Source organism: Corallococcus sp. AB038B (assembly GCF_003668955.1).
Classification (GTDB): domain Bacteria; phylum Myxococcota; class Myxococcia; order Myxococcales; family Myxococcaceae; genus Corallococcus; species Corallococcus exiguus.
This window is the reverse complement of the sequence record NZ_RAWO01000006.1, coordinates 245,441-265,876: the sequence shown is the minus strand read 5'-3', so window position 1 is coordinate 265,876 and position 20,436 is coordinate 245,441. Positions and strand designations below refer to the sequence as shown.

Below are 20,436 nucleotides of genomic sequence, written 5' to 3'. Positions count from 1 at the left end.
GTGGGGCGGCGGGCCGTGTGAATCAGCCGCCGCGCATCCAGGCCAGGAGGGCGCGCTGCACGTGGTAGCGGTTGCCCGCCTCATCCACGACGCGGCTGCTGGCGTGATCCAACACCTCGTCGGCGACCTCCACGTTGCGGCGCACGGGCAGGCAGTGCAGGAACGCCGCGTCCTTCGCGGCCTTCGCCATGTGCCGGCGCGTGGGCATCCAGCCCGAGTACGACGCGAGCAGCGCCGCCACGTCCGTGGGCGTGCTCGCCGTCTGCGCGGTGGGGCCCCAGGACTTCGCGTACACGGCGCGGCTGCCGACCAGCGCCTCGTCCTGGTCGTGCGTGTACGTGATGCTGCCGCCGGTGGCCTTGGCGTACGCCTCCGCCTCCGCGCGCACGGCCGGGTGCAGGTCGAAGCCCGGAGGATGCGCCACGCGCACCTCGCAGCCCGCGGCCGCCGCGGACAGGAGGAAGGAGTTGGGCACGGCCTTGGGCAGCGGCTTGATGTGCGGCGCCCAGGTGAGCGTCACCGGCAGCTTCTTCGTGGTGCCGAACGTCTCGCGCAGGGTGAGCGCGTCCGCCAGGCCCTGGCAGGGGTGCTCGCGCGCGGACTCCATGCTCACCACCGGTACGGTGGCCCACTTGCGGAAGGCGTTGATGACGGGGTCGGCCTCGTCCTCCTCGTCACCGCCACCCTGGGAGAAGGTGCGGATGCCGAGCATGTCCACGAAGCGCGACAGGACGGGCGACGCCTCCTTGATGTGCTCCGCGCGGTCCGCGTTCATCACCGCGCCGGGCCGGTCCTCCAGCTTCCACACGCCAGAGCCCACGTCGAGCACGATGGCGTGCCCACCCGCGCGCAGCATCACGGCCTCGAAGGACGTGCGCGTGCGCAGCGACGGGTTGAAGAACACCATGCCCAGGATCTTCCCGGGGAACAGGTGCCCCGGATCCTTCTGCTTCCACGCGGCCGCCTGCGAGAGGACCGCCTCGACGCCTTCCGGGCCCAGGTCCTGAATGCGGGTGACATGCTTCATGGGCTTCGTGCTCCCCCGGCCGCGCCGGATGGATGGGGACTGCTGAATATGCACTTGAATTCGTGCATATTCCTTAAGGAGGCGCGGATATTATGCAGAACGGCGCAGCGCGCAAGAACATTCACTGGGATTTTTCATGCGCCTTGCGTGCGTATTCAGCCGCATGCATGGTGAACGTGAATGAACCTGGACGACGCCATCCTTCAGCTCATCTCCCGCCAGGACGTGCCGGATCAGTTCGTCCTGCAGTCGTTGCTCGAAGAGGCGGGGCACACGCCCAGCCAGTCCACGCTGTCGCGGCGGCTGAAGAAGCTGAGCGTGCAGAAGGTGAACGGGCGCTACCAGCGCTCGGAGCCGCCGGTGATGCCCGTGCCGCTCGCGCCGAAGGTGACGATCATCGAGGCGCCGCCCAACATGCTGGTGCTGAAGACGGCGCCCGGCTACGCGCAGATCTTCGGGCTGGCGCTGGACCGCGAGGAGCTGGAGGGCCTGGCGGGCACGGTGGCGGGCGACGACACCATCTTCATCGCGGTGAGGGATCCATCGTACCTGCGGGACGTGCGCGAGGCGGTGGAGGAGCTCATCCAGCGCGGCCCGTGAACGGGAACCGGCGCACGGACTCCCACGGGCCGCCGAGATAGCGCCAGAGCAGCAGCGCGGGCGAGTGCGAGTCGAAGGCGGACCAGCCCGCGCCCAGTTCCGCGAGCGCGGCCTTCGCCTCCTCGACGGTGGCCTTGTTCATCAGCGTGACGTGGGGCCGGAAGGGCTGACGGTCCTGCGGCGTGAGCCACTCCACGTAGGCGCGAGAGAGCTCGCGGTGCACGGGCGCGAGGCCCGGGGCTTCCACGTCCACCGCCATGCCGCGTCCCAGGCTCCGCAGCTTCGTGAAGCGCAGCGTGGGCGCGGGGCGTTCGGTGACGACCTCGAGCGCTGCCTCCACGGCGTCCTGCTCATGCGGGGGCAGGTGGTGGAAGAGGGAGACGTGCGCCGGGATGACGTTGCGCTCGGGTGGGAAGTAACGGCGGCGCAGGCCGTCCAGGCGCGTGAAGGCTTCTGGCTCCAGCTCAGCGGTGACGAGCAACGGGGCTTCGGAGAGGGTGGCCATGCGGCGCACACCTTCCGTCCGAAGCCCCAGAGGCACAAGAGGCGCTCAGCCTTGCGACGCGAAGAAGGCCCGCAGCGAGTCGTCGGCCTTCTTGCGGTACTCCGGCAGGCGCGAGCGCTCGGCATCGGCGAGGGCCTTCTTCACGCCCGGCGCGTCGAAGTCGTGGGTGTAGACCGGCGTGCCGGGCTGCTGGCGCCACGAATCGGCGAGGCTGCCCGCGTCGATGGCGTCGAAGCCCAACTCCTCGACGAGCTTGAGCACCTTCGCGCGGTGCTCGGGCGGATCGCCCGCGATGGGCAGCGCCACCCGTCCGGGCGTGCCCTTCGGCTGGCCCTTCTCCAGGAGGCTCTGGAAGAAGATGTTGTTGAAGGCCTTGATGACGGGGCGGCCGATGAGCGACGCGACCCACTCGCTCTCCACCTTGCCGTTCTCCAGCTCCGGGATGCTGCCGTCGCGCACGGGGTAGTAGTTGCCCGTGTCGATGATCACGACGTCCTTCGGCACGTTCGCGAACAGGCTCTTCGGCAGGTCGGGGACCGCCTTCTGGGGGATGGTCACGACGATGACTTCGCCCGCCTTCGCGGCCTCTTCCGCGGTGACAGCCTTCGCGCCCGTCTCCTTCGCGAGGTCGCGCAGGGTGTCCGGCCCGCGTGAGTTCGCGATGAACACTTCATGGCCCAGCTGCGTCCACCGCCGAGCCAGGGTCCCGCCGATCATGCCCGCGCCAATGATTCCGATTTTCATGTCGTCCTCGTCCGGGAAGTAGGTCCTACGACAGCAAGCGCCGGTCGGATGCCCGACCCGCATGCGTGATTCGCGGTCCTGTTGGATTACCGCCGGCCCCGAGTGTGGACGACCTGCCGGGTGGGCCCACGGCGCCGCGTGCTCCTGCGTCGACACGACGTCTACCGAACGTGCGAGCGAGCGGGGCCTTCCGCCCCGACCCGGGCATTCGCTAACGTTCCTGTCCGGGCTGGTCCTTGGGAGACCCGCCTCGCTGCCATGGCCCACATTCCGTCCGAGCTGGTCGCGGCCTTCCGGGGGACCGCCGCGCGAACCCTGTCCTCCGAGGAGGACACGGCGCTTGCGCCCGTCCTGATGGGCATCCTCGAGCGTTGCGAGGCGGCCTGGCCCGGCGTCAGGCTGGAGCCCAAGGCCTTCGTCGCGCATCTGGGGCTGCACACGCCGCCGGGCGAGCCCCTCGCGCAGTCCCTGGCCGCGCTGCATTGCGAGGACCTGTATCTGGCGCTGGCGTCGGTGGAGGGGCAGCGGGCCGCGCTGGATGTGCTGGAGTCCGCCGTGTTGGTGCCCGCGGGGCGAGCGGTGCGCCGCGTGGAGGACTCGGACGCCTTCGTGGACGAGGTGCTCCAGCTCACGCGCCTGCGGCTCCTGGTGGAGGAGGGCGGCCGTGCTCCGCGCCTCTCGGAGTACGCGGGCCGGGGGCCGCTGCGGCGGTGGGCGGAGGCCGTTGCGCTGGGCATCGCGCTGTCGCTCAAGCGCAAGCCGGACCGGAGCACGCCGTTGGACGACGCGCTCATCGCGGCGGACCTGGGCGCGACGGATCCGGAGCTGGAGCACATCCGCCACCGCTACCGTCCCGCCTTCCGCGCCGCCTTCACGGAGGCCCTGGCCGCGCTCGCGCCGCGCGACCGCAACCTGCTGCGCATGGGGTTGGTGCAGGGCCTGGGCGTGGAGTCGCTGGGCGCCCTGCACCAGGTGCATGCGTCCACGGTGTCGCGGTGGATGGCGAAGGCGCGCGAAGGGCTCCTGGCGCAGACCCGGCAGGGCCTGGCCCGGCGGCTCGCGCTCAACACCTCTCAGCTGGACAGCCTGCTGCGCGTGCTCGACGGCAGTCTGGAGATCAGCCTCGCGTCCCTCCTGAAGGAAGGGTGATTCCCTCCATGCCCGAGTCCACCGCCCACCTCGATGAGGTCGAGCTGCTCGACCTCGCGGACGGCATTCCGTCCCAGTCCCTGCGCGAGCGCGCCGAAGGCCACCTGGACACCTGTGCGTCCTGCCGCGAGGCCCTGGCGGACTTCTTGCGCGTGCGCGCCGTCCCCGCGCCGGATGTGCACGCCGCGCGCACGGCCGTGGCGGTGTCGGAGCCGTTCACCCGCTCCGTCAAGTCGCGCATCCCCCAGGTCGCGCAGGGGACGCTGCTGGGCCGCTACGTGGTGCTGGAGCGGCTGGGCGCGGGCGGTATGGGCGTCGTCCACGCGGCGTATGATCCAAGCCTCGACCGTCGCATCGGACTGAAGCTCCTGCGCGCGCCGACCTCCACCAGCGGCTCCCAGGGGGGAACGGAGCGGCTCCTGCGCGAGGCCCAGGCCGCCGCGCGCACGCGCCACCCGCACGTTGTCGCAGTGCACGACGTGGGGACGTTCGGGGACGTCGTCTTCATCGCGATGGAGCTGGTGGACGGCGGCACCGTGCGCCAGCACTTACTGGAGGCCACCCGGCCGTGGCGCGACGTGGTGCGGCTCTACATCCAGGCGGGCAGGGGACTCGCGGCGGCGCACGCGGCGGGCGTCGTGCACCGGGACTTCAAGCCGGACAACGTGCTCGTGGACAAGGAGGGCCGCGCCCGCGTGACGGACTTCGGACTGGCCCGCCTGGAGTCCACCGAGGACGTGGGCACCGATGCGGCCGTCCCCACGCTGGGCCCTGGCAAGACCGCGTCGCTCAAGAGCACCCCAGGAGATGCCGCGCCGAAGGTCGCTGCGGGCGAAGCCCTGTCTCCAACGGTCGCTGCGGGCGAAGCCTTGTCTCCAACGGTCGCTGCGGGCGAAGCCTTGTCTCCAACGGTCGCTGCGGACGAAGCCTCGTTGCCGAAGGGCAGCCCGGGAGGGGCCGCGCCGCCGAAGGGCGCCCCGCTGGTCACCAGCGTCGCGGGCACGCCTGGGTACATCGCGCCGGAGGTGCTCACGGGCTCCCCCGCGGACGCGCGGTCGGATCAGTACGCGTTCTGCATCTCGTTGTACGAAGGGCTGCACGGGCAGAAGCCCTCCGCGGCTGAGGCCGGTGGCCTGGCGAACCGGAGCAACGTCCCGCGCGCCGTGCACGCGCTCATCGTGCGCGGGCTGTCGCCGGAGCCGGGGGTCCGCCATGCCTCCATGACGGTCCTGCTCGACGCGCTGGAGCGCGCGGCCTTCCCACGCACCAGCGCGAAGATGGCAGCCGCGGGCGTGGGAGCGGGCCTGCTCGCCATCGCGGCCGCTGTGGTGTTCGCCCGGGGCCCGTCGCCCTGCGCGGATGACCCCACGCGGCTCCAGGGCATCTGGGACGCGGACCGCAAGGCGGCGCTGCTCAAGGCCTTCCAGGCCACGGGCGCGCCGGACGCTGTCGCCGCCTACGAGGCCACCGCCCGGACGCTGGATGCCTATGCCTCCGGTTGGAACGACAGCCGCCGCGATGCGTGCCTGGCCACGCACGAACACGGCACGCAGTCCACCGCGGTGCTGGACCTGCGGACCCACTGCCTGGAGCGCCGCCGCCGCGAGCTGACCGCTCTTACGGAAGTGCTCTTCTCCGCGGACCGCGTGGGCGTCGCCAGCGCTCCGGAAGCTGCGCAGGCGCTGAGCCCCCTTTCACGCTGCGCGGACGTGGAGGCCCTGTCCCAACCGGTGCCCCCGCCGGAGCGGCCGGAGGTCGCCGCTCGCGTGAAAGCCGCCTACGCGAAGCTGGACGACGCGCGGGCCCGCCTGGGCGCGGACCGATGGCAGGACGCCGTGGACCGCGTCGCCCCCATCGTGAAGGAGGCGGAGACGCTGGGCTACAAGCCGCTCCTCGGCGAGGCCCTGCTCATCGAAGGCGAAGCCCGCGCCTTCCTGCGCGACGAGTCCGCGGAACCGGCGCTGCGCCGCGCGATGCTGGCGTCACTGTCGGGGCGCGACGACCTGCGCGCCGCGGAGGCCCTCGTCTACCAGGTCTTCGTCGACGGCGAGGTGACCCAGCGCCCGGAGCAGGCCAAGGCCCACGCCGACGAGGCCCGAGCGCTCCTCGAGCGGTCCGGCGGCAACCTGGAGCTGGAGTCCCAGTTGCTCGCGTACGAGGGCAATTCGCTGGAGCAGCAGTCGCGCTCGTCGGACGCGCTGCCCTTGATCCAACAGGCACTGGCGCTCCAGGAGCGGCTGCATGGCCGCGACTCGCCACGGCTCGCCCGCGCGCTGCTCACGATGGCCTCCACCCAGCGGTCGATGGGGCGCGCGGAGGAGGCGCTTGCCACCATCCAGCGGGCCAGGAACGTGTTGGAGGCAGCCTACGGCCCGGACCACCCGAAGGTCGCCATCACGATCAACAACATGGGCGGGACCCTGATGGAGTTGCGGCGCTACGAGGAGGGACGTGAGGCCTTCCTGGAGACCCTGCGCCGCTACGCGCGCATCTATGGCCCCGACCACCAGCCCCAGCGCTACGTCGCCGGCCTGCAGTCGAACCTGAGCGCGGCGGCCTTCCGCATGGGGCGCTACGAAGAGTCCGAGCGCCGCATGCTGGAAGCCCGGGCCATCTACAAACAGCTGTTCCCCAAGGGCTCCATCTTCCGGATCCGCTCCGGTACCAACCTGTCCCAGATCCTCATGAACCAGAGCCGGGTGGCGGACGCCCAGGTGCTGCTCCAGGAGATGGAAGAAGAGGTGGCGGCGGCCCGGGCTGATGGCCGCAGCGATCCCATCTTCGCGGCGCCGTCGCGGTGCCGGGCGGAAGCCTGGATGCGGCTGGGACAGACCGAGCGCGCCGTCGCGGAGGCGAAGCGCAGCGTGGCCATCGTGCGGGAGCTGAAGGGAGAGACCGAGCTGGGAGAATCGTTGCGCGTCCTGACCGTGGCGCTCACCCGTGCGAAGCAGCTCAACGAGGCCCGGGACGTGGCGCGAGAGCTCCTGACCCTGCACCACAAGCTCGCGGGCCAAGAGACCCGGCCTCCCATGGAGATGGAGGAGATGATGGCCGAGCTGTCCCTGGCGCGGGGTGAGGTGGACGAGGCCCGCAAGTGGGGGGAGCGCTCCCTGGAGGCCTGGAGCCAGACGGCGGCCCCTCCCCTTGAGATGGCCAACATCCGCTTCATCCTGGCCCGCGCGCTGCGCAAGGCCCACCTGGAGCCGGAGCGGGCCCGGACCCTGGCCACCGCCGCTCGCGACGCCGTGCTCCCCACCGCCGAGCCCCGGCTGCTCAAGCTCTCCGACCTGGACGCGTTCCTGCGGGAGCACTGAGGCGCGCGGGGCTGCTAGGGTGCCGCCCCCTATGCGAATCCTCGTCGGACTGACCTCGTCGGGCTGGACGGAGAAGGCCCGGTGGGCGTTGGACCACCACCGCGTCGCCTACCGCTACCAGGACTATGTCCCCCTCATCCAGGAGCGCTGGCTGCGCAAGCAGGTGGCTCCCGGTGTGAAGCCCTCCGTGCCGCTGCTCGTGGACCCGCCACAGCCGGCCACGCACGGCTCGTTCGCCATCGCGAAGCACGCGGAAGGAATGGGGCAGGGCAGCCCGCTCTTCCCGGCCTCGCAGGTGGACGCCATCACCGCGTGGAACGACACCAGCGAACACGTGCTGGACCTGGCGCGCGCCTACGCCATGCCGCGCATGCTGACGAACTCCCGCGCCCAGGCGGAGATGCTGCCGAAGTTCGTCCCCGGCTGGCTGCGCCCGGTGTTCGCTCCCTCCGCGCGTCTGGGCATGCGCTTCGTGGTGAAGAAGCACCAGGTGGCGGACACCTCGCCGGAGGCCATCGAGGCCGCCGTCGCCCCCTCCTACGACAAGCTGCGCGCCGCGCTGGGAGGCAGGCCCTACCTGCTGGACGCGGGCTTCACCTACGCGGACATCACCACCGCGGCGATGCTCGTGCTGCTGGGGCCGCCCGCGGACCGGCACCTGCCCATGGCGCCGGGCACGCGCGAGGTGTGGACCCATTCGGGGCTCGCCGCGCGCTTCCCGGACCTGCTCGCGTGGCGCGACGCGCTCTACGACAAGCACCGCCGCACCTGAAAAACACCACGGGCCGCCTCCCGGTGAGGGAAGGCGGCCCGCCGTGAATCACCGGTGCGTGCAGCCGGCTACTCCGCCTGCTTCACGCCCTTCGAGTTGTCCACCAGCACCTTGCCGAAGGTGAGCCCGTCCGGGCCCGCGTCCGCCTGGATGTGCTCGCCCGGCGCGAACTCGCCGTTCAGCACCTTGATGGCGAGCGGATCCAACAGGTACTTCTGCACCGCGCGCTTCAGCGGCCGGGCGCCGTACGTCGGGTCGTAGCCGCGCTCCGCCAGCAGCTCCCGCGCGCCTTCCGTGAGGTCCAGCGTGAGGCGCTTGGCCTGGAGCAGCTTCTGGAGCTTGCCCAGCTGGATGTCCACGATGCGGTAGATGTCCTTCTTGCGCAGCGGCTCGAAGATGACGATTTCGTCCACGCGGTTGAGGAACTCCGGCCGGAAGTGGCTGCGCAGCGCTTCCATCACCTCGCCGCGCGTCTTCTCGTTGAGCGTGTCCGTGCCCGCCATGCCCTCCTGGATGGCCTGCGAGCCGATGTTCGACGTGAGGATGAGCACCGCGTTGCGGAAGTCCACCGTGCGGCCCTGGCTGTCCGTCACCCGGCCCTCGTCGAGGATTTGCAGCAGGATGTTGAACACGTCGTGGTGGGCCTTCTCGATTTCGTCGAAGAGCACCACCGTGTACGGCCTGCGGCGGACGGCCTCCGTCAGCTGGCCGCCCTCCTCGTAGCCTACGTAGCCCGGAGGCGCGCCCACGAGCCGCGACACCGCGTGCTTCTCCATGTACTCGGACATGTCGATGCGGACCATGGCCGTGTCGTCGTCGAAGAGGAACTCCGCCAGCGCCTTCGCCGTCTCCGTCTTGCCCACGCCCGTGGGGCCCAGGAAGATGAACGAACCGATGGGGCGGTTCGGGTCCTGAAGTCCGCTGCGCGCGCGGCGCACGGCGTTGGACACGGCCTCAATCGGGCTGCGCTGGCCAATCACGCGCTCGGCGAGCCGGTCCTCCATCTTGACCAGCTTCTGCATCTCGCCCTCCATCAGCTTGGAGACCGGGATGCCCGTCCACTTGGCCACCACGGAGGCGATGTCCTCGGAGTCCACCTCCTCCTTGAGGAACTTCTGGTTCTTCTGAAGCTCCGCCAGCTTCTCGTTCTGCGCGGTGACTTCCTTCTCCAGCGAGGGGATGACGCCGAACTTCAGCTCCGCCGCGCGGTTCAGGTCGCCCTGACGCTCGGCCGCGGCCTGATCATTGCGCGCCTTCTCCTGCTTCTCCTTGAGCGAGCGCAGGGCCGCGATGGCCTTCTTCTCCGCGTCCCAGTGGGCCTTGAGCGAGTTGAACTTCTCGTTCAGGTTCGCGAGCTCCTTCTCGATGGTGGCCAGGCGCTCACGCGAGTGCGGGTCCGTCTCCTTGCGCAGGCCCTCACGCTCGATTTCCAGCTGCGTCACCTTGCGGCGGATGTCGTCGATCTCCGTGGGCATGGAGTCGATTTCGATGCGCAGGCGGCTGGAGGCCTCGTCGACCAGGTCGATGGCCTTGTCCGGCAGGAAGCGGTCCGCGATGTACCGGTGGCTGAGCGTGGCCGCCGCGACGAGCGCGGTGTCCTGGATGCGCACGCCGTGGTGCACCTCGTAGCGCTCCTTCAGGCCACGCAGGATGCTGATGGTGTCGTGCACCGTGGGCTCGCCCACGAACACCGGCTGGAAGCGGCGCTCCAGCGCGGCGTCCTTTTCAATGTGCTTGCGGTACTCGTCCAGCGTCGTCGCGCCAATGCAGTGCAGCTCGCCGCGCGCGAGCGCGGGCTTGAGCATGTTGCCCGCGTCCATGGCGCCTTCGGCCTTCCCGGCGCCCACGAGCGTGTGCATCTCGTCGATGAAGAGGATGATTTCGCCCGCCGCGTCCGCGACCTCCTTGAGGACCGCCTTGAGGCGCTCCTCGAACTCGCCGCGGAACTTGGCGCCGGCCACCATGGAGCCCAGGTCCAGGGTGATGAGGCGCTTGTTCTTCAAGCCCTCCGGCACGTCGCCGTCCACGATGCGGCGCGCGAGCCCTTCCGCGATGGCCGTCTTGCCCACGCCCGGCTCACCGATGAGCACCGGGTTGTTCTTGGTGCGGCGGCTGAGCACCTGGATGCAGCGGCGGATTTCTTCGTCGCGGCCGATGACGGGGTCCAGCTTGCCGGCGCGCGCGGCCTCCGTGAGGTCGCGGCCGTACTTCTCCAGCGCCTGGTAGGTGGACTCCGCGTCCGCGCTCGTCACGCGTGAGGAGCCTCGCACTTCCTTCAGGCCCGCCTGCACGCGCTCGCGCGTCACGCCGGAGGACTTCATGGCCTCGCCGACGGCGCCCTTGTCCTGGGTCAGCGCGAGCAGCAGGTGCTCAGACGAGGTGAACTCGTCCTTCAGCGCCTTGGCCTCGTCCTCGGCCTTGTCGAAGGTCTTCATCAAGCGCTGGCTGAGCATGGCGCTCTCGCCGCCCTGGATGCGGGGGAGCTTCTGGAGCGCTTCGCCCAGCCGGCCCGCGAACAGCTTCACGTCCACGCCAATCTTGCGCAGAAGAGGGTCGACGATGCCGTCCTTCTGCCCCAGCAGTGCCGCGGCGAGGTGCTCCGGCTCGTAGTGGGGATTGTCGGCCCGGCGGGCCAGGGACTGACCCTCCTGGATCGCCTCCTGCGCCTTCACCGTGTATTTGTCGAGTCGCATGACCTCAACGTAAGGGCCGGGGACCCCTTGGCAAGGCGACACTGCCCGTATGCCCTTCGTTTTCCCCGGAATACTTTGAGCCGCTGGAAGCGGCCGGGTAATCGTGGTGGCGAAGTTGCCAGGGGGTGGGGGGGTCGGTTATAGGCGGCGCCCATCCTCGGGGGCTTCACTCTGGACGCACACGGCGGCTATCTCGTTCGACTCGACACCTTCTCCGGGTTGGCGCTCGTGCGTCTGGCCCGGGAGGCCCTGTCGATGGACAGCGTGACGGCCGCCACGGCGCTGCGCGTCACCATCAACCGCCGCCGCAAGGTGGTCCGCCTGGCCTTCCTGGGGCCCTTCTCCCAGGGCCGGCAGGGCGCCCACTGGTACGCGGCGCACCACGCCCTGGCCCGCCTCCTGTCCGCCGCCGCCAACGCCACCGTGCACGCCTACGTGTACGACGCGGATGAGGGCGAGGAAGTCATCGCCTACGGCAATGGCCGCCGGGTGGGTGGGGAGAAGGTGGTGTACGAGGACGCGGAGCTGCCGTGTCCCCTGGAGGAGCTGGACGACGAGGCCTTCGCCCGGCTCCAGTCCCGCTGGCCCATGGGGCACCTGGCGTACGTGTTCGGCCTGACCCGGGACGAGCTCCTGCGCATCCCCCAGGCCCCGCTGGCCCGCGTGCTGCCCCTGGAGGGCACGGCCGCCGGCTCGGAAGCGGACGCGATGGCCGCCCTGGAGGCGCTGCTCCTGGGGCCCGCGCTGCCCCGCGCGGAGACGGACGCGGGCTGAAGCAGCGCGGACGGCTTCTCAGCGCCGCGCCGCGTCAGTCCCACTCGGACTTCAGGGGTCTTCGGTCGGCCCGTCGAGCGTGACGATGGCGTCCCGCACGCCCTCGCTGCGGAAGTACTGGGCGAGCAGGGCGAAGCCACCGGCGACGAGCACCGTAGGGAGCACCGCGCTGAGGGTCATCAGGGACGGGACGAGCGCGTAGAGCTGCTGCGCCGTGGTCGGGTCCTGGAACTCGGGCAGGTTCTTGAGCCCCTCCACCATGGCCTGGCTGGTGTGGCGGGCCACGACGGTCCACTGGGCCCCGTCGATGGTGCGCATCAGCGCGGCGAAGATGCCCGCGCCGCCGAGCAGCTGCCGGAAGCCATCCCGGGGCACGCCGTCCGGGGAGCGCAGCATGCGGCTGGAGGCGAAGAAGAGCAGGGTGCAGGCCACCGTCAGCCCGGTCAGCACCAGGGCGCGGGACTCGCGCATGGGGGAGAGCGCGGACAGCTGCGCCTCCATGATGGCCTGGGTGACGGCGGGGTCCTTGCCCAGCAGGGCAATGGTGGGGGTGTGCTCCCGCTGCGCCTCGCGGTGGGCCTCGAAGTTCATCATGACGGAGGCCTCGCTGCAGGCGAGGAACCCCGTCAGGGTGGAGAGCATCAGGCACAGCCCGGCGGCGATCCGCACGCCCCGGGGCAATCCCCCCGGGCGGGTGACTTCACGAGGCTTCACTTCCGGCTTGCCTCCACGTAGCGCATGCGAAGGTCGGACAGGAGGTTGTCCACCAGCTTCTCCTCCTCCTCGGTGAGGTTGCCGCGCGTCTTCTCGCGGAGCATCGCCAGGAGGTCCAGGTTCTGCCGGGCCGAAGGCAGGTCCTTCTCCATGCGGCCCGTCTCCGGGTTCGGCGCCCCACCCAGGTGGATGAGGACGGCGGAGCCCAGTCCGACAATGAAGGTGCTGAACGACAGGGACTCCTCGGAGGCGGGGCTCGCATCCCCCGTCATCACGAAGGTCTCACCCCGCTTCTCCGAAGGGCTCATTCGGACGCCTTGTCCTCTTCGCCAGCAGGCTCGTCCGCCTCGTCCTTGTCCTCGTCCTCGTCCGACTCGTCCTCGTCCGACTCATCCTCGTCGGAGGCGTCGTCGTCCGTGTCCTCGTCGTCGTCCTCGTCCTCGTCATCGAAGTCGTCTTCGATGTCGCCATCCATCAGCGTCTCGATGGGGACGGACTTGTCGGCCACGTCCGGCAGCTCCTCGAGGTGCTTCTTGTACGCGTCCTCGTCCACCTGGCCGCTGCGCTGGTAGCGGTCGGCGGTGCGCTTGTCGAGGTGCTTCGGGTTGATGCCATCAGCCATGATTCAAATCCTCGGAATTGCTTGGAAAACAGCGCGGCACCTTATAGCAGGAGGGGCGCCTGTCAACGCTGGTGTCCCCAGGCCCGGAAACCGATGAACGTCTCGCCCCGCCCCCCGCTTCCCCACGGCCCGTACCTGCTGTGCGACGACAGCATCCGCCCGGAGTTGCCCCTGGTGGACAAGGCCGGACAGCTGCTTCAGGGCGGTGCCCGGGTGCTCCAACTGCGCATGAAACACACCCCTCCCCGGGAGGCACTGGTGGCGGCCCGGGCGGTGGTGGCCCTGTGCCGGCGGGCGGGCGCGGTGTGCCTCATCAACGACCGGGTGGACCTGGCGCTCCTGTCGGACGCGCACGGGGTGCACGTGGGGGACGAGGACCTGCCTCCGGAGGCGGCGCGGGAGCTGTTGGGGCCTGGCCGGTACGTGGGCGTGACGGCGCGGGGGACGGAAGGGGCGAAGGCGGCCCGGGCGGCGGGGGCGGACTACGTGGGCGTGGGGCCCCTGTTCGGCACGACGACGAAGGTGGTGCAGGCGCCGGTGCTGGGGCTGGAGGCCTTCCGGCGGGTGGTGGCGGAGAGTCCGCTGCCGGTGGTGGGCATTGGCGGGGTGGGCCTGGCGAACATCGCGAGCGTGGCGGCGACAGGGGCGCATGGCGCGGCGGTGGTGTCCGACGCCCTGCTTGCCCAGGACATCGCCGAGCGCGTGCGGCAGCTGGCGGCGGCGTTTGACAGCGCGCGGGGGACTGGCCTCTAACCAGAGGAAGTACCCCACCATGAACCATCTGCCTCCGCGTCATCACGGGACGACTGCTCGCCGTCCCAACATCGGCCTCAGTCCGGACTGGGTCCATCCGGCCGACTCCGCCTTCCCCCGCTACGAATTGAAGGTGCCCTACGCGGAGGCGGTGCTGCGCGCGGGGGGCCTGCCCTTCGTGCTGCCGTACACCGACGACCCGTCCTGCGTGGACGCCTACCTGGAGCGGGTGTCCGGGCTGGTGGTGACGGGCGGCGCGTTCGACATCCCCCCGGCCGCGTACGGCGAGGAGGCCCGCGAAGGCATGGGGCCGCTGAAGGAGGGCCGCACGGCCTTCGAGGCGCAACTCATCCGCGGTGCGCTCAAGCGCAACCTGCCGGTGCTGGGCGTGTGCGGCGGCATGCAGCTGTTGGCCGTGGTGCTGGGCGGCACGCTGTTCCAGGACATCCTGAAAGAGATTCCGGGCGCGCGCGACCACGAGCAGAAGCACGACCGCACCCAGCCGCAGCACCCGGTGGAGGTGAAGAACGGCACGCAGCTGGCGGAGGCCGTGGGGCACGGGCAGCTGATGGTGAACTCCACGCACCACCAGGCGGTGAACAAGCCGGGCACGGACGTGACGGTGAGCGCGGTGTCGCCGGACGGAGTGGTGGAGGCGATTGAATCCACCGCGCACACGTTCGCGCTGGGCGTGCAGTGGCACCCGGAGCTGATGCTGGGGACCATCCCGGTGCACCTGGGCGTCTACAAGGCGCTGGTGCAGAAGGCACGAGAGCACCGCCGGTGAGGCCGCGAGTCCTGCTCCTGGCGGGACTGGAGCCCACGGGCAGGGCCGGGCTCCTGGCGGACGTGGCCGCGGTGCGGGCGCGGGGCGGCGACGCGGTGGCGGTGCCCACGGCCCAGACGGCGCAGGGCTCGCACACCTTCGCGGTGGTGCCGGCGTCCCCGCGCATGCTGGCCGCGCAGGTGACGGCCGCGCGCGAGTGGGGCCCCCTGCACGCGGTGAAGTGGGGCGTGGTGCCCGGTCCGTCGCAGCTGGCCACGGCGAGGGCGGCGCTCAAGGACGCGGACGCGTGGTGGGTGGTGGACCCGGTGGTGCGCTCCTCCCGGGGGCAGGTGCTGTCGCGCCTGACGCCCCGGCACTACCTGGCGCTCGCGGGCCCGCGCGTGCTGGTGACGCCGAACCTGGAGGAGGCCGCGTGGCTCCTGGGCCGGCCGGCGCTGGGCACGGTGGAGGACGCGCAGGAGGCGGCGGAGGCGCTGTGTCAGCGCGGCTTCGGCGCGGTGCTGGTGAAGGGCGGGCACCTGCCGGAAGGGCAGGGGCTGGCGGACGTGCTGGCATACGCCGGGCGCACGGTGGTGATGCGAGGGCGTCGGTTGAAGCGGCCGCCGGAGCGCCGCGGCACGGGCTGCCGGCTGGCCTCCGCGCTGGCGGCGGAGCTGGGCCGGGGCACGGGGCCGGAGGCCGCGGTGCGGGCGGCCCGTGAGCACGTCACGGGCTACCTGCGCACCGGCCGGGACTGACCGCGGGCGGCTACTCGCTCCGGGCGCGGCTTTCGAAGCGCGTGTACTCCGCGAGGAACACCAGCTCCACGGAACCAATGGGGCCGTTTCGCTGCTTGGCGACGATGAGCTCCACGGGGATGACCGTGTTGCTCTGGCCACCACCGCCGCCGCCGCCACCCCCGCCCCCTCCACCCTCGCCGCCATCTTCTTCCGTCTCGCGGTGGATGAACATCACCACGTCGGCGTCCTGCTCGATGGAGCCGGACTCACGCAGGTCGGACAGCATGGGCTTGCCGCCCTTGCGCTCCTCCACCTTACGGCTGAGCTGGCTGAGCGCGATGATGGGCACCTCCAGCTCCTTGGCCAGCTGCTTGAGCGCGCGGGAGATTTCAGCGACTTCCAACTGGCGGCTCTCCACCTTGCCCTTCTGGTGCATCAGCTGGAGGTAGTCGATGACGAGCAGCGACAGGCGCGGGTCCTTCTGCTTCACGCGCCGCGCCTTCGCGCGCAGGTCGAACGGGGACAGGCCGCCGGAGTCGTCGATGTAGATGGGCGCGTTGTAGAGCGCGCCCGCCATCTCCTGGAACTTCTCCTCGTCGTGCGGGGACAGCCGGCCGCCGCGCAGCTTCTTCATGTCCACGCGCGCGGTGGACGCGAGCAGACGCATGAGGAGCTGATCCGCGGGCATTTCCAGGCTGAAGATGCCGACGGCCTTGTTCTCCTTCAGCGCCGCGTGCACCGCGATGTTCATGGCGAAGGACGTCTTGCCCACGCCGGGGCGCGCCGCGAGGATGATGAGCTCACCGGCGTGCAGGCCGGTCAGCTGATTGTCCAGGTCGATGTAGCCCGTGGACAGACCGGTCACGCCGGTGTTCGCGGTCTTCATCTTGTCCAGCAGGTCGAGCGTCTGCTCCATCAGCTCGCTGACCGGACGCAGGTCGCCTTCGCGCTTCTTCTCCGCGAGGAGGAAGACCTTGCGCTCGGCCTCGTCGAGCAGGACCTCCAGCTCGCCCGTCTCCTGGCTGGCGAGGTCTTGAATCTCCCGGCCCACGTTGGCCAGGCGCCGGCGCAGCGCCTGGTCCTTGACGATGTGGGCGTACTGGACGGCGTTGGCCGCCAGCGGCACCACCTGGTCCAGGCCCATCAGGTACGCGGGGCCACCCACCGAGACGAGCTGGCCCAGGACCTTGAGCTCCTCCGCGAGCGTCAGGTGGTCCACCTGCTTGCTCTGCTGATCCAACCGCATCATCGCGGAGAAGATCTGCGCGTGCGAAGGGCTGGCGAAGTCTTCCGCGTGGACGACCTCCGCCACGGGCGTGATGAGCCCGTTGTCCGCCAGCACGGCGCCCAGCACCGCACGCTCCGCGGCGAGATCCTCGTGGACCCGCCGACCTTCCCTACCGTCCAGGACGTTCTGCATGGCTGCTTGGAACCTCTACAGGCAGCGTCTGACACGGTCCAGCGGACGTCCAGTTTCCTGCAACAGTCCTGTAGCAACCGGAAGGTCCGGGAGGGATGCCGCGACCCGCCGTGGCACCTCCGCCCGGCCTCCAGGTGAACCGACCCCGCGCGTCGGGCTATTCGGCGGCGCCCCACTGCTGGAGGAAGGCCTCCCGGTAGGTGCGACTGAGGATCACCGTGGAGCCGTCCTTGAGCACCAGGATGCCGTCCCCATGCGTCCACGGCTCCAGCCGGGCCACGGCCTCCAGGTTCACCAGGTCGCCGCGGTGCACGCGCACGAAGCGGGTGGGGTCCAGGCGCTCCTCCAGGGCCCGCAGCGTCTGGCGCACCAGGTGTTCGCCCTGGGCGGTGAAGAGCCGCACGTACTTGTCCTCCGACGACAGGCGCCACACGGTGTCCAGGCGCAGGGGCACCCAGCCCTCGCCCATCTTCACCACCAGCCGCTCCAGGGGGCGTTCCGGGCGGGCCTTCGCCACCGTGGCGAGCAGGGCGTCCAGCGCGCCGGAGCCGTGTGTGCCCGCGCTCAGCAGCGCATGGGCCTTGTCGAGCGCCCGGGTGAAGCGGCCGGCGTCATAGGGCTTGAGGAGGTAGTCCGCCGCGTGGGCCTCGAAGGCCTGGAGCGCGAAGCGCTCGTAGGCGGTGGAGAAGATGACGGCGGGGCAGGCGTCCGGCCCGAGCGTCTCCAGGACCTCGAAGCCGGTGAGGCCGGGCATCTGCACGTCCAGCACCACCAGGTCCGGCCGCAGCGACTCGATGCGCGCGAGCGCCTCCGTGCCGTCCGAGGCCTCGCCCACGCAGGTGAAGCGCGCGTCGTCCGCCAGCAGGCGCTTCACCTTCGCGCGAGCGGGCGCCTCGTCGTCCACCACCAGCACGCGGAACACCGTCATGCGACCTCCATCCGGGGCAGCCTCACCGTCACGCGCGCGCCACCCTCCGGCCCCGCGCCGCGCTCCAGCCGGGCCCTGTCTCCGTGCAGCAGCGTGAGCACGCGCTCCAACTGCGTCAGCCCCACGCCGGGCCCGGAGGCAGGGGAGGGCGCCCCGAAGCCGCGTCCGGTGTCCTCCACCTCCAGCGCCCAGCGGTCCGTTTCAGCACGCGCGCGGATGCGCACCTCCAGCGCGCCGCGCAGGTCCTGGTTGTGCTTCACCGCGTTCTCCACCAGCGTCTGCAACGCGAAGCAGGGCAGGCGCTGGGACTCCAGGCCCGGCGCCACGTCCCAGCGCACGTCCAACCGGTCGCCGAAGCGCGCCGCGAGCAATGCCACGAAGCGCTCGGTGTGCCCGCGCTCCTCGGCCAGCGTCCAGGTGGGCTCGGTGCGCTCCAGGCTCGCGCGCAAGAGCTGGCCCAGGTCGCTCAGGAGCCGGTCCGTGCGCGGCAGATCCTCGTACATCACCGAGCCGATGGTGTGCAGCGCGTTGAAGAGGAAGTGCGGGTGCAGCTGGCCCGTGAGCGACTGGAGCTGCGCGGCCCGCAGCTCGCCCTCCAGTTCCGCCGAGCGCAGCGCGCGGGCCTGCCGCTCCCGCCACTCGTACAGGAGCGAGATGACCGCGCAGCCCAGGCCGTAGGTAATCAGGTCCTTCTGCGCCTCCATGGGGAGCGCGTACAGGGGAGGCCCCAGGTCGTAGTCCCCCAGCTCCAGCAGCGCGTAGATGCCATGCCGCAGCCCCGCCATCAGCGCGATGTGCAGCGACGTGAAGAGGCTGAACGCCGCCGCGTGGATGCCCAGGAAGCGCGTCCAGCCCACGCGTGGGGCCGGCGCGTTGAGCACCGCCGTCATCAGGACGGGGAGCAGCAGCGTGACGGCGAGCGCGCTGGTCATCTCCCAGATGAACGCCGGCGCCCAATGGCCCGGATGCGGCCGCATGAGCTGCATCAGCCGCACCGCGCTGCCCTGCCACACCCCCAGGGCCAGTCCGAACGCCAGGACCTTCAGCGCCGGGCGCAAGCGCAGCCGGGGCCAGCGCCACCGCGTGGATGGAACGTCCTCCCGGGCCCTCACCCCACGGCCTCCGGGGTGAGGACGGCCGGACGCGCGGCGCGGGGCTTCATTCCGAAGAGCGGCCGGAGCCAGGACACGCGGGACACGCCTTCACACAGCGCCAGCGTGGCGGCGAAGGACAGCGTGAGCACCGCGAACAGCATGGCCCAGGGACCCACTGGCAGGCGCAGGCACAGGTAGCCCACGCAGATGATGACCGTCTGGTGGAAGATGTAGAACGGATACGACAGCGCCTGCGCGTGCGAAAGCCACGCGGGGGCCGTGCGCACGTGGTGCCGCGCCCAGGCCATTGCCGTCAGCAGCCCGCTCCAGATGAGCACCGTGCCCCCCATGATGGCGGGCACCACCGGCATCACCGGCCACGGCCACACCAGCTCCACCACGAGCGCCGCCAACGCCACGGCCAGCAGCACGTGGCGCAGCGCCACCAGCCGGCCCCACACACCCGGGCAGCGGCCCAGCAGGTGGCCATAGAGGAACAGCAGTCCGTAGTGAATGAGCGTGCGCGGATCATCCAGCAGCGCGTGCGTCTCCGGGAAGTCGCGCAGCAGCACCCGGTTGAGCGCCAGCGGCACCACGAGCCACAGCACGTTCACCCCGCGCGACAGCCACGCGTCCGCCCACGCGAGGAACCGCCCCCCGGCCTGCGTGCGCAGCGCCGCGAAGAGGGGCAGGGCCAGGAGGCAGTAGACGAACAGGTAGGCCACGAACCACAGATGGTGCCAGCTGAAGCTGCCCGCGGGGTAGGGCACGAAGTCGAACACCGTCGGGTAGAACGCGGCGTAGCTCCCCTGGATGCGGCCCTGGAACAGCCGCTCCACGTAGATCTGCGGCGGCACCACCACGAACATGCCGAACACCAGCGGCAACAACAGCCGCTTCGTCCGGTCCTTCGTGAACGCCCTCAAGGAGCGCCGCCGGAGCGCGAACGCGGTGCCCGCGCCGGAGATGACCATCAGCAGCGGCATGCGCACCAGATGCAGCACGGACATCACAGGCTCCAGCACCGGCAGCGCCTGGGGGCTCTTGATGTGCCACTCCCAGGTGTTGAACATCATCCCGGTGTGGAACAGGTGCAGCACCACGATGGCCAGCACCCGGAGCCAGTCCAGGTCGGGGTGGTGCGCGGCGGCGGGGCGGAGTGGGGTGCTCATGTGGCGGGGACCTCCAGGCGGTGTCCGCCGCTGAAGTACCCATGCCTGGGGCCCTGCAGCCACGCGGATGCCGTGAAACGGACCGCCAGCGGCGCGAGCCGGACGGCCTCCGCCCCGGAGACGCGAAAAGGGCCGCCCGGTTGCCCGGACGGCCCTTCCCTTGAAGCGATGGAGCGCTTCAGGTGATGCGGTGGACTACTCGGCCACCACGTCGACCTTGATCTTCGCCGTCACCTCGCGGTGCAGGCGGAGCTCCACTTCGTAGTTGCCCAGCGACTTGATGGGCTCGGCCAGGTGCAACTGGCGGCGATCCACCTGCTGGCCCTGGGCCGCGAGCGCCTCGGCGATGTCCAGCACCGTGACGGAGCCGAACAGCTTGTCCTGCTCGCCCACCTTGCGCTTGATGGTGACCTTGACGTTGCCCAGCTTCTTGGCCTGCTCGTCGGCGGCGCCCTTCAGCTTGGCGCTGCGCGCGGTCTGCACGGACTTCTCGTGCTCCAGCTGGCGCATGTTCTGTGCGCTGGCCAGGACCGCCTTCTTGCGCGGCAGAAGGAAATTGCGGCCGAAGCCGTCCTTCACCGTGACGAGCTCGCCGGACTTGCCGAGGTTGTCGATGTCCTCACGCAGAATGACCTTCATGTTCCTGTCT

General features: G+C 70.6%; 20 protein-coding genes. 8 read left to right on the top strand and 12 right to left on the bottom strand.

Annotation, left to right across the window (positions count from 1 at the left end; genetic code table 11):
- Positions 1 to 22 precede the first annotated feature (22 nt).
- The gene (locus D7Y04_RS24730) at positions 23 to 1,027 is read right to left on the bottom strand and encodes an N-acetylornithine carbamoyltransferase (RefSeq protein ID WP_120596254.1); all 1,005 of its coding nucleotides are present in this window, start codon (positions 1,025 to 1,027) and stop codon (positions 23 to 25) included.
- Positions 1,028 to 1,207: 180 nt separating this feature from the next.
- On the opposite strand from D7Y04_RS24730, the gene D7Y04_RS24725 reads away from it, so the two are divergent.
- The gene (locus tag D7Y04_RS24725; protein WP_121760881.1) at positions 1,208 to 1,627 is read left to right on the top strand and encodes an arginine repressor; all 420 of its coding nucleotides are present in this window, start codon (positions 1,208 to 1,210) and stop codon (positions 1,625 to 1,627) included.
- Here the strand turns inward: D7Y04_RS24725 and D7Y04_RS24720 are convergent.
- Both D7Y04_RS24720 and D7Y04_RS24715 read right to left on the bottom strand, forming a co-directional pair.
- Positions 1,608 to 2,132, bottom strand: coding sequence for a 2'-5' RNA ligase family protein (locus D7Y04_RS24720; RefSeq protein WP_121760880.1), 525 nt, complete (start codon positions 2,130 to 2,132; stop codon positions 1,608 to 1,610). The two genes, D7Y04_RS24725 and D7Y04_RS24720, sit on opposite strands and share 20 nt — an antisense overlap.
- A gap of 45 nt (positions 2,133 to 2,177) precedes the next feature.
- On the bottom strand, positions 2,178 to 2,876 hold the full coding sequence (locus tag D7Y04_RS24715; protein WP_121760879.1) for an NADPH-dependent F420 reductase: 699 nt from the start codon (positions 2,874 to 2,876) through the stop codon (positions 2,178 to 2,180).
- Between the two features lie 258 nt (positions 2,877 to 3,134).
- Here D7Y04_RS24715 and D7Y04_RS24710 point away from each other — a divergent pair, with 258 nt between their 5' ends.
- From D7Y04_RS24710 to D7Y04_RS24700, 3 genes are read left to right on the top strand one after another with little or no spacing between them, the layout of a single operon-like run.
- Positions 3,135 to 4,025: an RNA polymerase subunit sigma-70 gene (locus D7Y04_RS24710; RefSeq protein ID WP_121760878.1), complete on the top strand. Its 891-nt coding sequence runs from the start codon at positions 3,135 to 3,137 to the stop codon at positions 4,023 to 4,025.
- Between the two features lie 8 nt (positions 4,026 to 4,033).
- On the top strand, positions 4,034 to 7,339 hold the full coding sequence (locus D7Y04_RS24705) for a serine/threonine-protein kinase (RefSeq protein WP_147477187.1): 3,306 nt from the start codon (positions 4,034 to 4,036) through the stop codon (positions 7,337 to 7,339).
- A gap of 31 nt (positions 7,340 to 7,370) precedes the next feature.
- Entirely contained in the window at positions 7,371 to 8,111 is a 741-nt protein-coding gene (locus D7Y04_RS24700; protein WP_121760876.1) for a glutathione S-transferase C-terminal domain-containing protein, read from the top strand.
- Between the two features lie 68 nt (positions 8,112 to 8,179).
- Here the strand turns inward: D7Y04_RS24700 and clpB are convergent, their stop codons facing one another.
- Positions 8,180 to 10,804 carry an ATP-dependent chaperone ClpB gene (gene clpB, locus D7Y04_RS24695; protein WP_120596261.1) on the bottom strand — a complete coding sequence of 875 codons (2,625 nt, stop codon included), beginning with the start codon at positions 10,802 to 10,804 and terminating at the stop codon, positions 8,180 to 8,182.
- A gap of 255 nt (positions 10,805 to 11,059) precedes the next feature.
- Here clpB and D7Y04_RS24690 point away from each other — a divergent pair, with 255 nt between their 5' ends.
- The gene (locus D7Y04_RS24690; RefSeq protein WP_171806818.1) at positions 11,060 to 11,578 is read left to right on the top strand and encodes a hypothetical protein; all 519 of its coding nucleotides are present in this window, start codon (positions 11,060 to 11,062) and stop codon (positions 11,576 to 11,578) included.
- Between the two features lie 51 nt (positions 11,579 to 11,629).
- On the opposite strand, the gene D7Y04_RS24685 is transcribed toward D7Y04_RS24690, so the two are convergent.
- From D7Y04_RS24685 to D7Y04_RS24675, 3 genes are read right to left on the bottom strand one after another with little or no spacing between them, the layout of a single operon-like run.
- Entirely contained in the window at positions 11,630 to 12,292 is a 663-nt protein-coding gene (locus D7Y04_RS24685; RefSeq protein WP_171806817.1) for a hypothetical protein, read from the bottom strand.
- Positions 12,289 to 12,600 carry a DUF1844 domain-containing protein gene (locus D7Y04_RS24680; protein ID WP_121760874.1) on the bottom strand — a complete coding sequence of 104 codons (312 nt, stop codon included), beginning with the start codon at positions 12,598 to 12,600 and terminating at the stop codon, positions 12,289 to 12,291. Before D7Y04_RS24680 ends, D7Y04_RS24685 begins: the two co-directional genes overlap by 4 nt.
- Complete coding sequence (locus D7Y04_RS24675) at positions 12,597 to 12,914, bottom strand: hypothetical protein (protein WP_121760873.1); 318 nt, start codon at positions 12,912 to 12,914, stop codon at positions 12,597 to 12,599. The genes D7Y04_RS24680 and D7Y04_RS24675 overlap by 4 nt, the downstream gene beginning before the upstream one ends.
- A 93-nt stretch (positions 12,915 to 13,007) precedes the next feature.
- Here D7Y04_RS24675 and thiE point away from each other — a divergent pair, with 93 nt between their 5' ends.
- From thiE to D7Y04_RS24660, 3 genes are read left to right on the top strand one after another with little or no spacing between them, the layout of a single operon-like run.
- Entirely contained in the window at positions 13,008 to 13,667 is a 660-nt protein-coding gene (thiE, locus tag D7Y04_RS24670) for a thiamine phosphate synthase (RefSeq protein ID WP_121760872.1), read from the top strand.
- Positions 13,668 to 13,686: 19 nt separating this feature from the next.
- Complete coding sequence (locus D7Y04_RS24665) at positions 13,687 to 14,454, top strand: gamma-glutamyl-gamma-aminobutyrate hydrolase family protein (protein WP_121760871.1); 768 nt, start codon at positions 13,687 to 13,689, stop codon at positions 14,452 to 14,454.
- Positions 14,451 to 15,191 carry a bifunctional hydroxymethylpyrimidine kinase/phosphomethylpyrimidine kinase gene (locus tag D7Y04_RS24660; protein ID WP_121760870.1) on the top strand — a complete coding sequence of 247 codons (741 nt, stop codon included), beginning with the start codon at positions 14,451 to 14,453 and terminating at the stop codon, positions 15,189 to 15,191. The genes D7Y04_RS24665 and D7Y04_RS24660 overlap by 4 nt, the downstream gene beginning before the upstream one ends.
- Positions 15,192 to 15,201: 10 nt before the next feature.
- Here the strand turns inward: D7Y04_RS24660 and dnaB are convergent, their stop codons facing one another.
- The 5 genes from dnaB to rplI all read right to left on the bottom strand — a co-directional run bounded on the left by dnaB (position 15,202) and on the right by rplI (position 20,426).
- Positions 15,202 to 16,593: a replicative DNA helicase gene (dnaB, locus tag D7Y04_RS24655; protein ID WP_121760869.1), complete on the bottom strand. Its 1,392-nt coding sequence runs from the start codon at positions 16,591 to 16,593 to the stop codon at positions 15,202 to 15,204.
- 157 nt (positions 16,594 to 16,750) lie between these two features.
- On the bottom strand, positions 16,751 to 17,521 hold the full coding sequence (locus D7Y04_RS24650; protein WP_121760868.1) for a LytTR family DNA-binding domain-containing protein: 771 nt from the start codon (positions 17,519 to 17,521) through the stop codon (positions 16,751 to 16,753).
- On the bottom strand, positions 17,518 to 18,633 hold the full coding sequence (locus tag D7Y04_RS24645) for a sensor histidine kinase (protein ID WP_121760867.1): 1,116 nt from the start codon (positions 18,631 to 18,633) through the stop codon (positions 17,518 to 17,520). The genes D7Y04_RS24650 and D7Y04_RS24645 overlap by 4 nt, the downstream gene beginning before the upstream one ends.
- Complete coding sequence (locus D7Y04_RS24640; RefSeq protein WP_121760866.1) at positions 18,630 to 19,787, bottom strand: acyltransferase; 1,158 nt, start codon at positions 19,785 to 19,787, stop codon at positions 18,630 to 18,632. Before D7Y04_RS24640 ends, D7Y04_RS24645 begins: the two co-directional genes overlap by 4 nt.
- A 195-nt stretch (positions 19,788 to 19,982) precedes the next feature.
- Positions 19,983 to 20,426 carry a 50S ribosomal protein L9 gene (gene rplI, locus D7Y04_RS24635; RefSeq protein ID WP_120598311.1) on the bottom strand — a complete coding sequence of 148 codons (444 nt, stop codon included), beginning with the start codon at positions 20,424 to 20,426 and terminating at the stop codon, positions 19,983 to 19,985.
- Positions 20,427 to 20,436: the final 10 nt, after the last annotated feature.

What these genes read in the sequence shown, in the direction of transcription:
- D7Y04_RS24690 (WP_171806818.1), top strand. Translation starts at nt 11,060, where the DNA reads ATGGACAGCGTGACGGCCGCCACGGCGCTGCGCGTCACCATCAACCGC.
- D7Y04_RS24665 (WP_121760871.1), top strand. Translation starts at nt 13,687, where the DNA reads ATGAACCATCTGCCTCCGCGTCATCACGGGACGACTGCTCGCCGTCCC.
- D7Y04_RS24640 (WP_121760866.1), bottom strand. Translation starts at nt 19,787, where the DNA reads ATGAGCACCCCACTCCGCCCCGCCGCCGCGCACCACCCCGACCTGGAC.
- D7Y04_RS24680 (WP_121760874.1), bottom strand. Translation starts at nt 12,600, where the DNA reads ATGAGCCCTTCGGAGAAGCGGGGTGAGACCTTCGTGATGACGGGGGAT.
- D7Y04_RS24705 (WP_147477187.1), top strand. Translation starts at nt 4,034, where the DNA reads ATGCCCGAGTCCACCGCCCACCTCGATGAGGTCGAGCTGCTCGACCTC.
- thiE (WP_121760872.1), top strand. Translation starts at nt 13,008, where the DNA reads ATGAACGTCTCGCCCCGCCCCCCGCTTCCCCACGGCCCGTACCTGCTG.
- D7Y04_RS24725 (WP_121760881.1), top strand. Translation starts at nt 1,208, where the DNA reads ATGAACCTGGACGACGCCATCCTTCAGCTCATCTCCCGCCAGGACGTG.
- D7Y04_RS24715 (WP_121760879.1), bottom strand. Translation starts at nt 2,876, where the DNA reads ATGAAAATCGGAATCATTGGCGCGGGCATGATCGGCGGGACCCTGGCT.
- D7Y04_RS24650 (WP_121760868.1), bottom strand. Translation starts at nt 17,521, where the DNA reads ATGACGGTGTTCCGCGTGCTGGTGGTGGACGACGAGGCGCCCGCTCGC.
- clpB (WP_120596261.1), bottom strand. Translation starts at nt 10,804, where the DNA reads ATGCGACTCGACAAATACACGGTGAAGGCGCAGGAGGCGATCCAGGAG.
- D7Y04_RS24700 (WP_121760876.1), top strand. Translation starts at nt 7,371, where the DNA reads ATGCGAATCCTCGTCGGACTGACCTCGTCGGGCTGGACGGAGAAGGCC.
- D7Y04_RS24720 (WP_121760880.1), bottom strand. Translation starts at nt 2,132, where the DNA reads ATGGCCACCCTCTCCGAAGCCCCGTTGCTCGTCACCGCTGAGCTGGAG.
- rplI (WP_120598311.1), bottom strand. Translation starts at nt 20,426, where the DNA reads ATGAAGGTCATTCTGCGTGAGGACATCGACAACCTCGGCAAGTCCGGC.
- D7Y04_RS24710 (WP_121760878.1), top strand. Translation starts at nt 3,135, where the DNA reads ATGGCCCACATTCCGTCCGAGCTGGTCGCGGCCTTCCGGGGGACCGCC.
- dnaB (WP_121760869.1), bottom strand. Translation starts at nt 16,593, where the DNA reads ATGCAGAACGTCCTGGACGGTAGGGAAGGTCGGCGGGTCCACGAGGAT.
- D7Y04_RS24730 (WP_120596254.1), bottom strand. Translation starts at nt 1,027, where the DNA reads ATGAAGCATGTCACCCGCATTCAGGACCTGGGCCCGGAAGGCGTCGAG.
- D7Y04_RS24675 (WP_121760873.1), bottom strand. Translation starts at nt 12,914, where the DNA reads ATGGCTGATGGCATCAACCCGAAGCACCTCGACAAGCGCACCGCCGAC.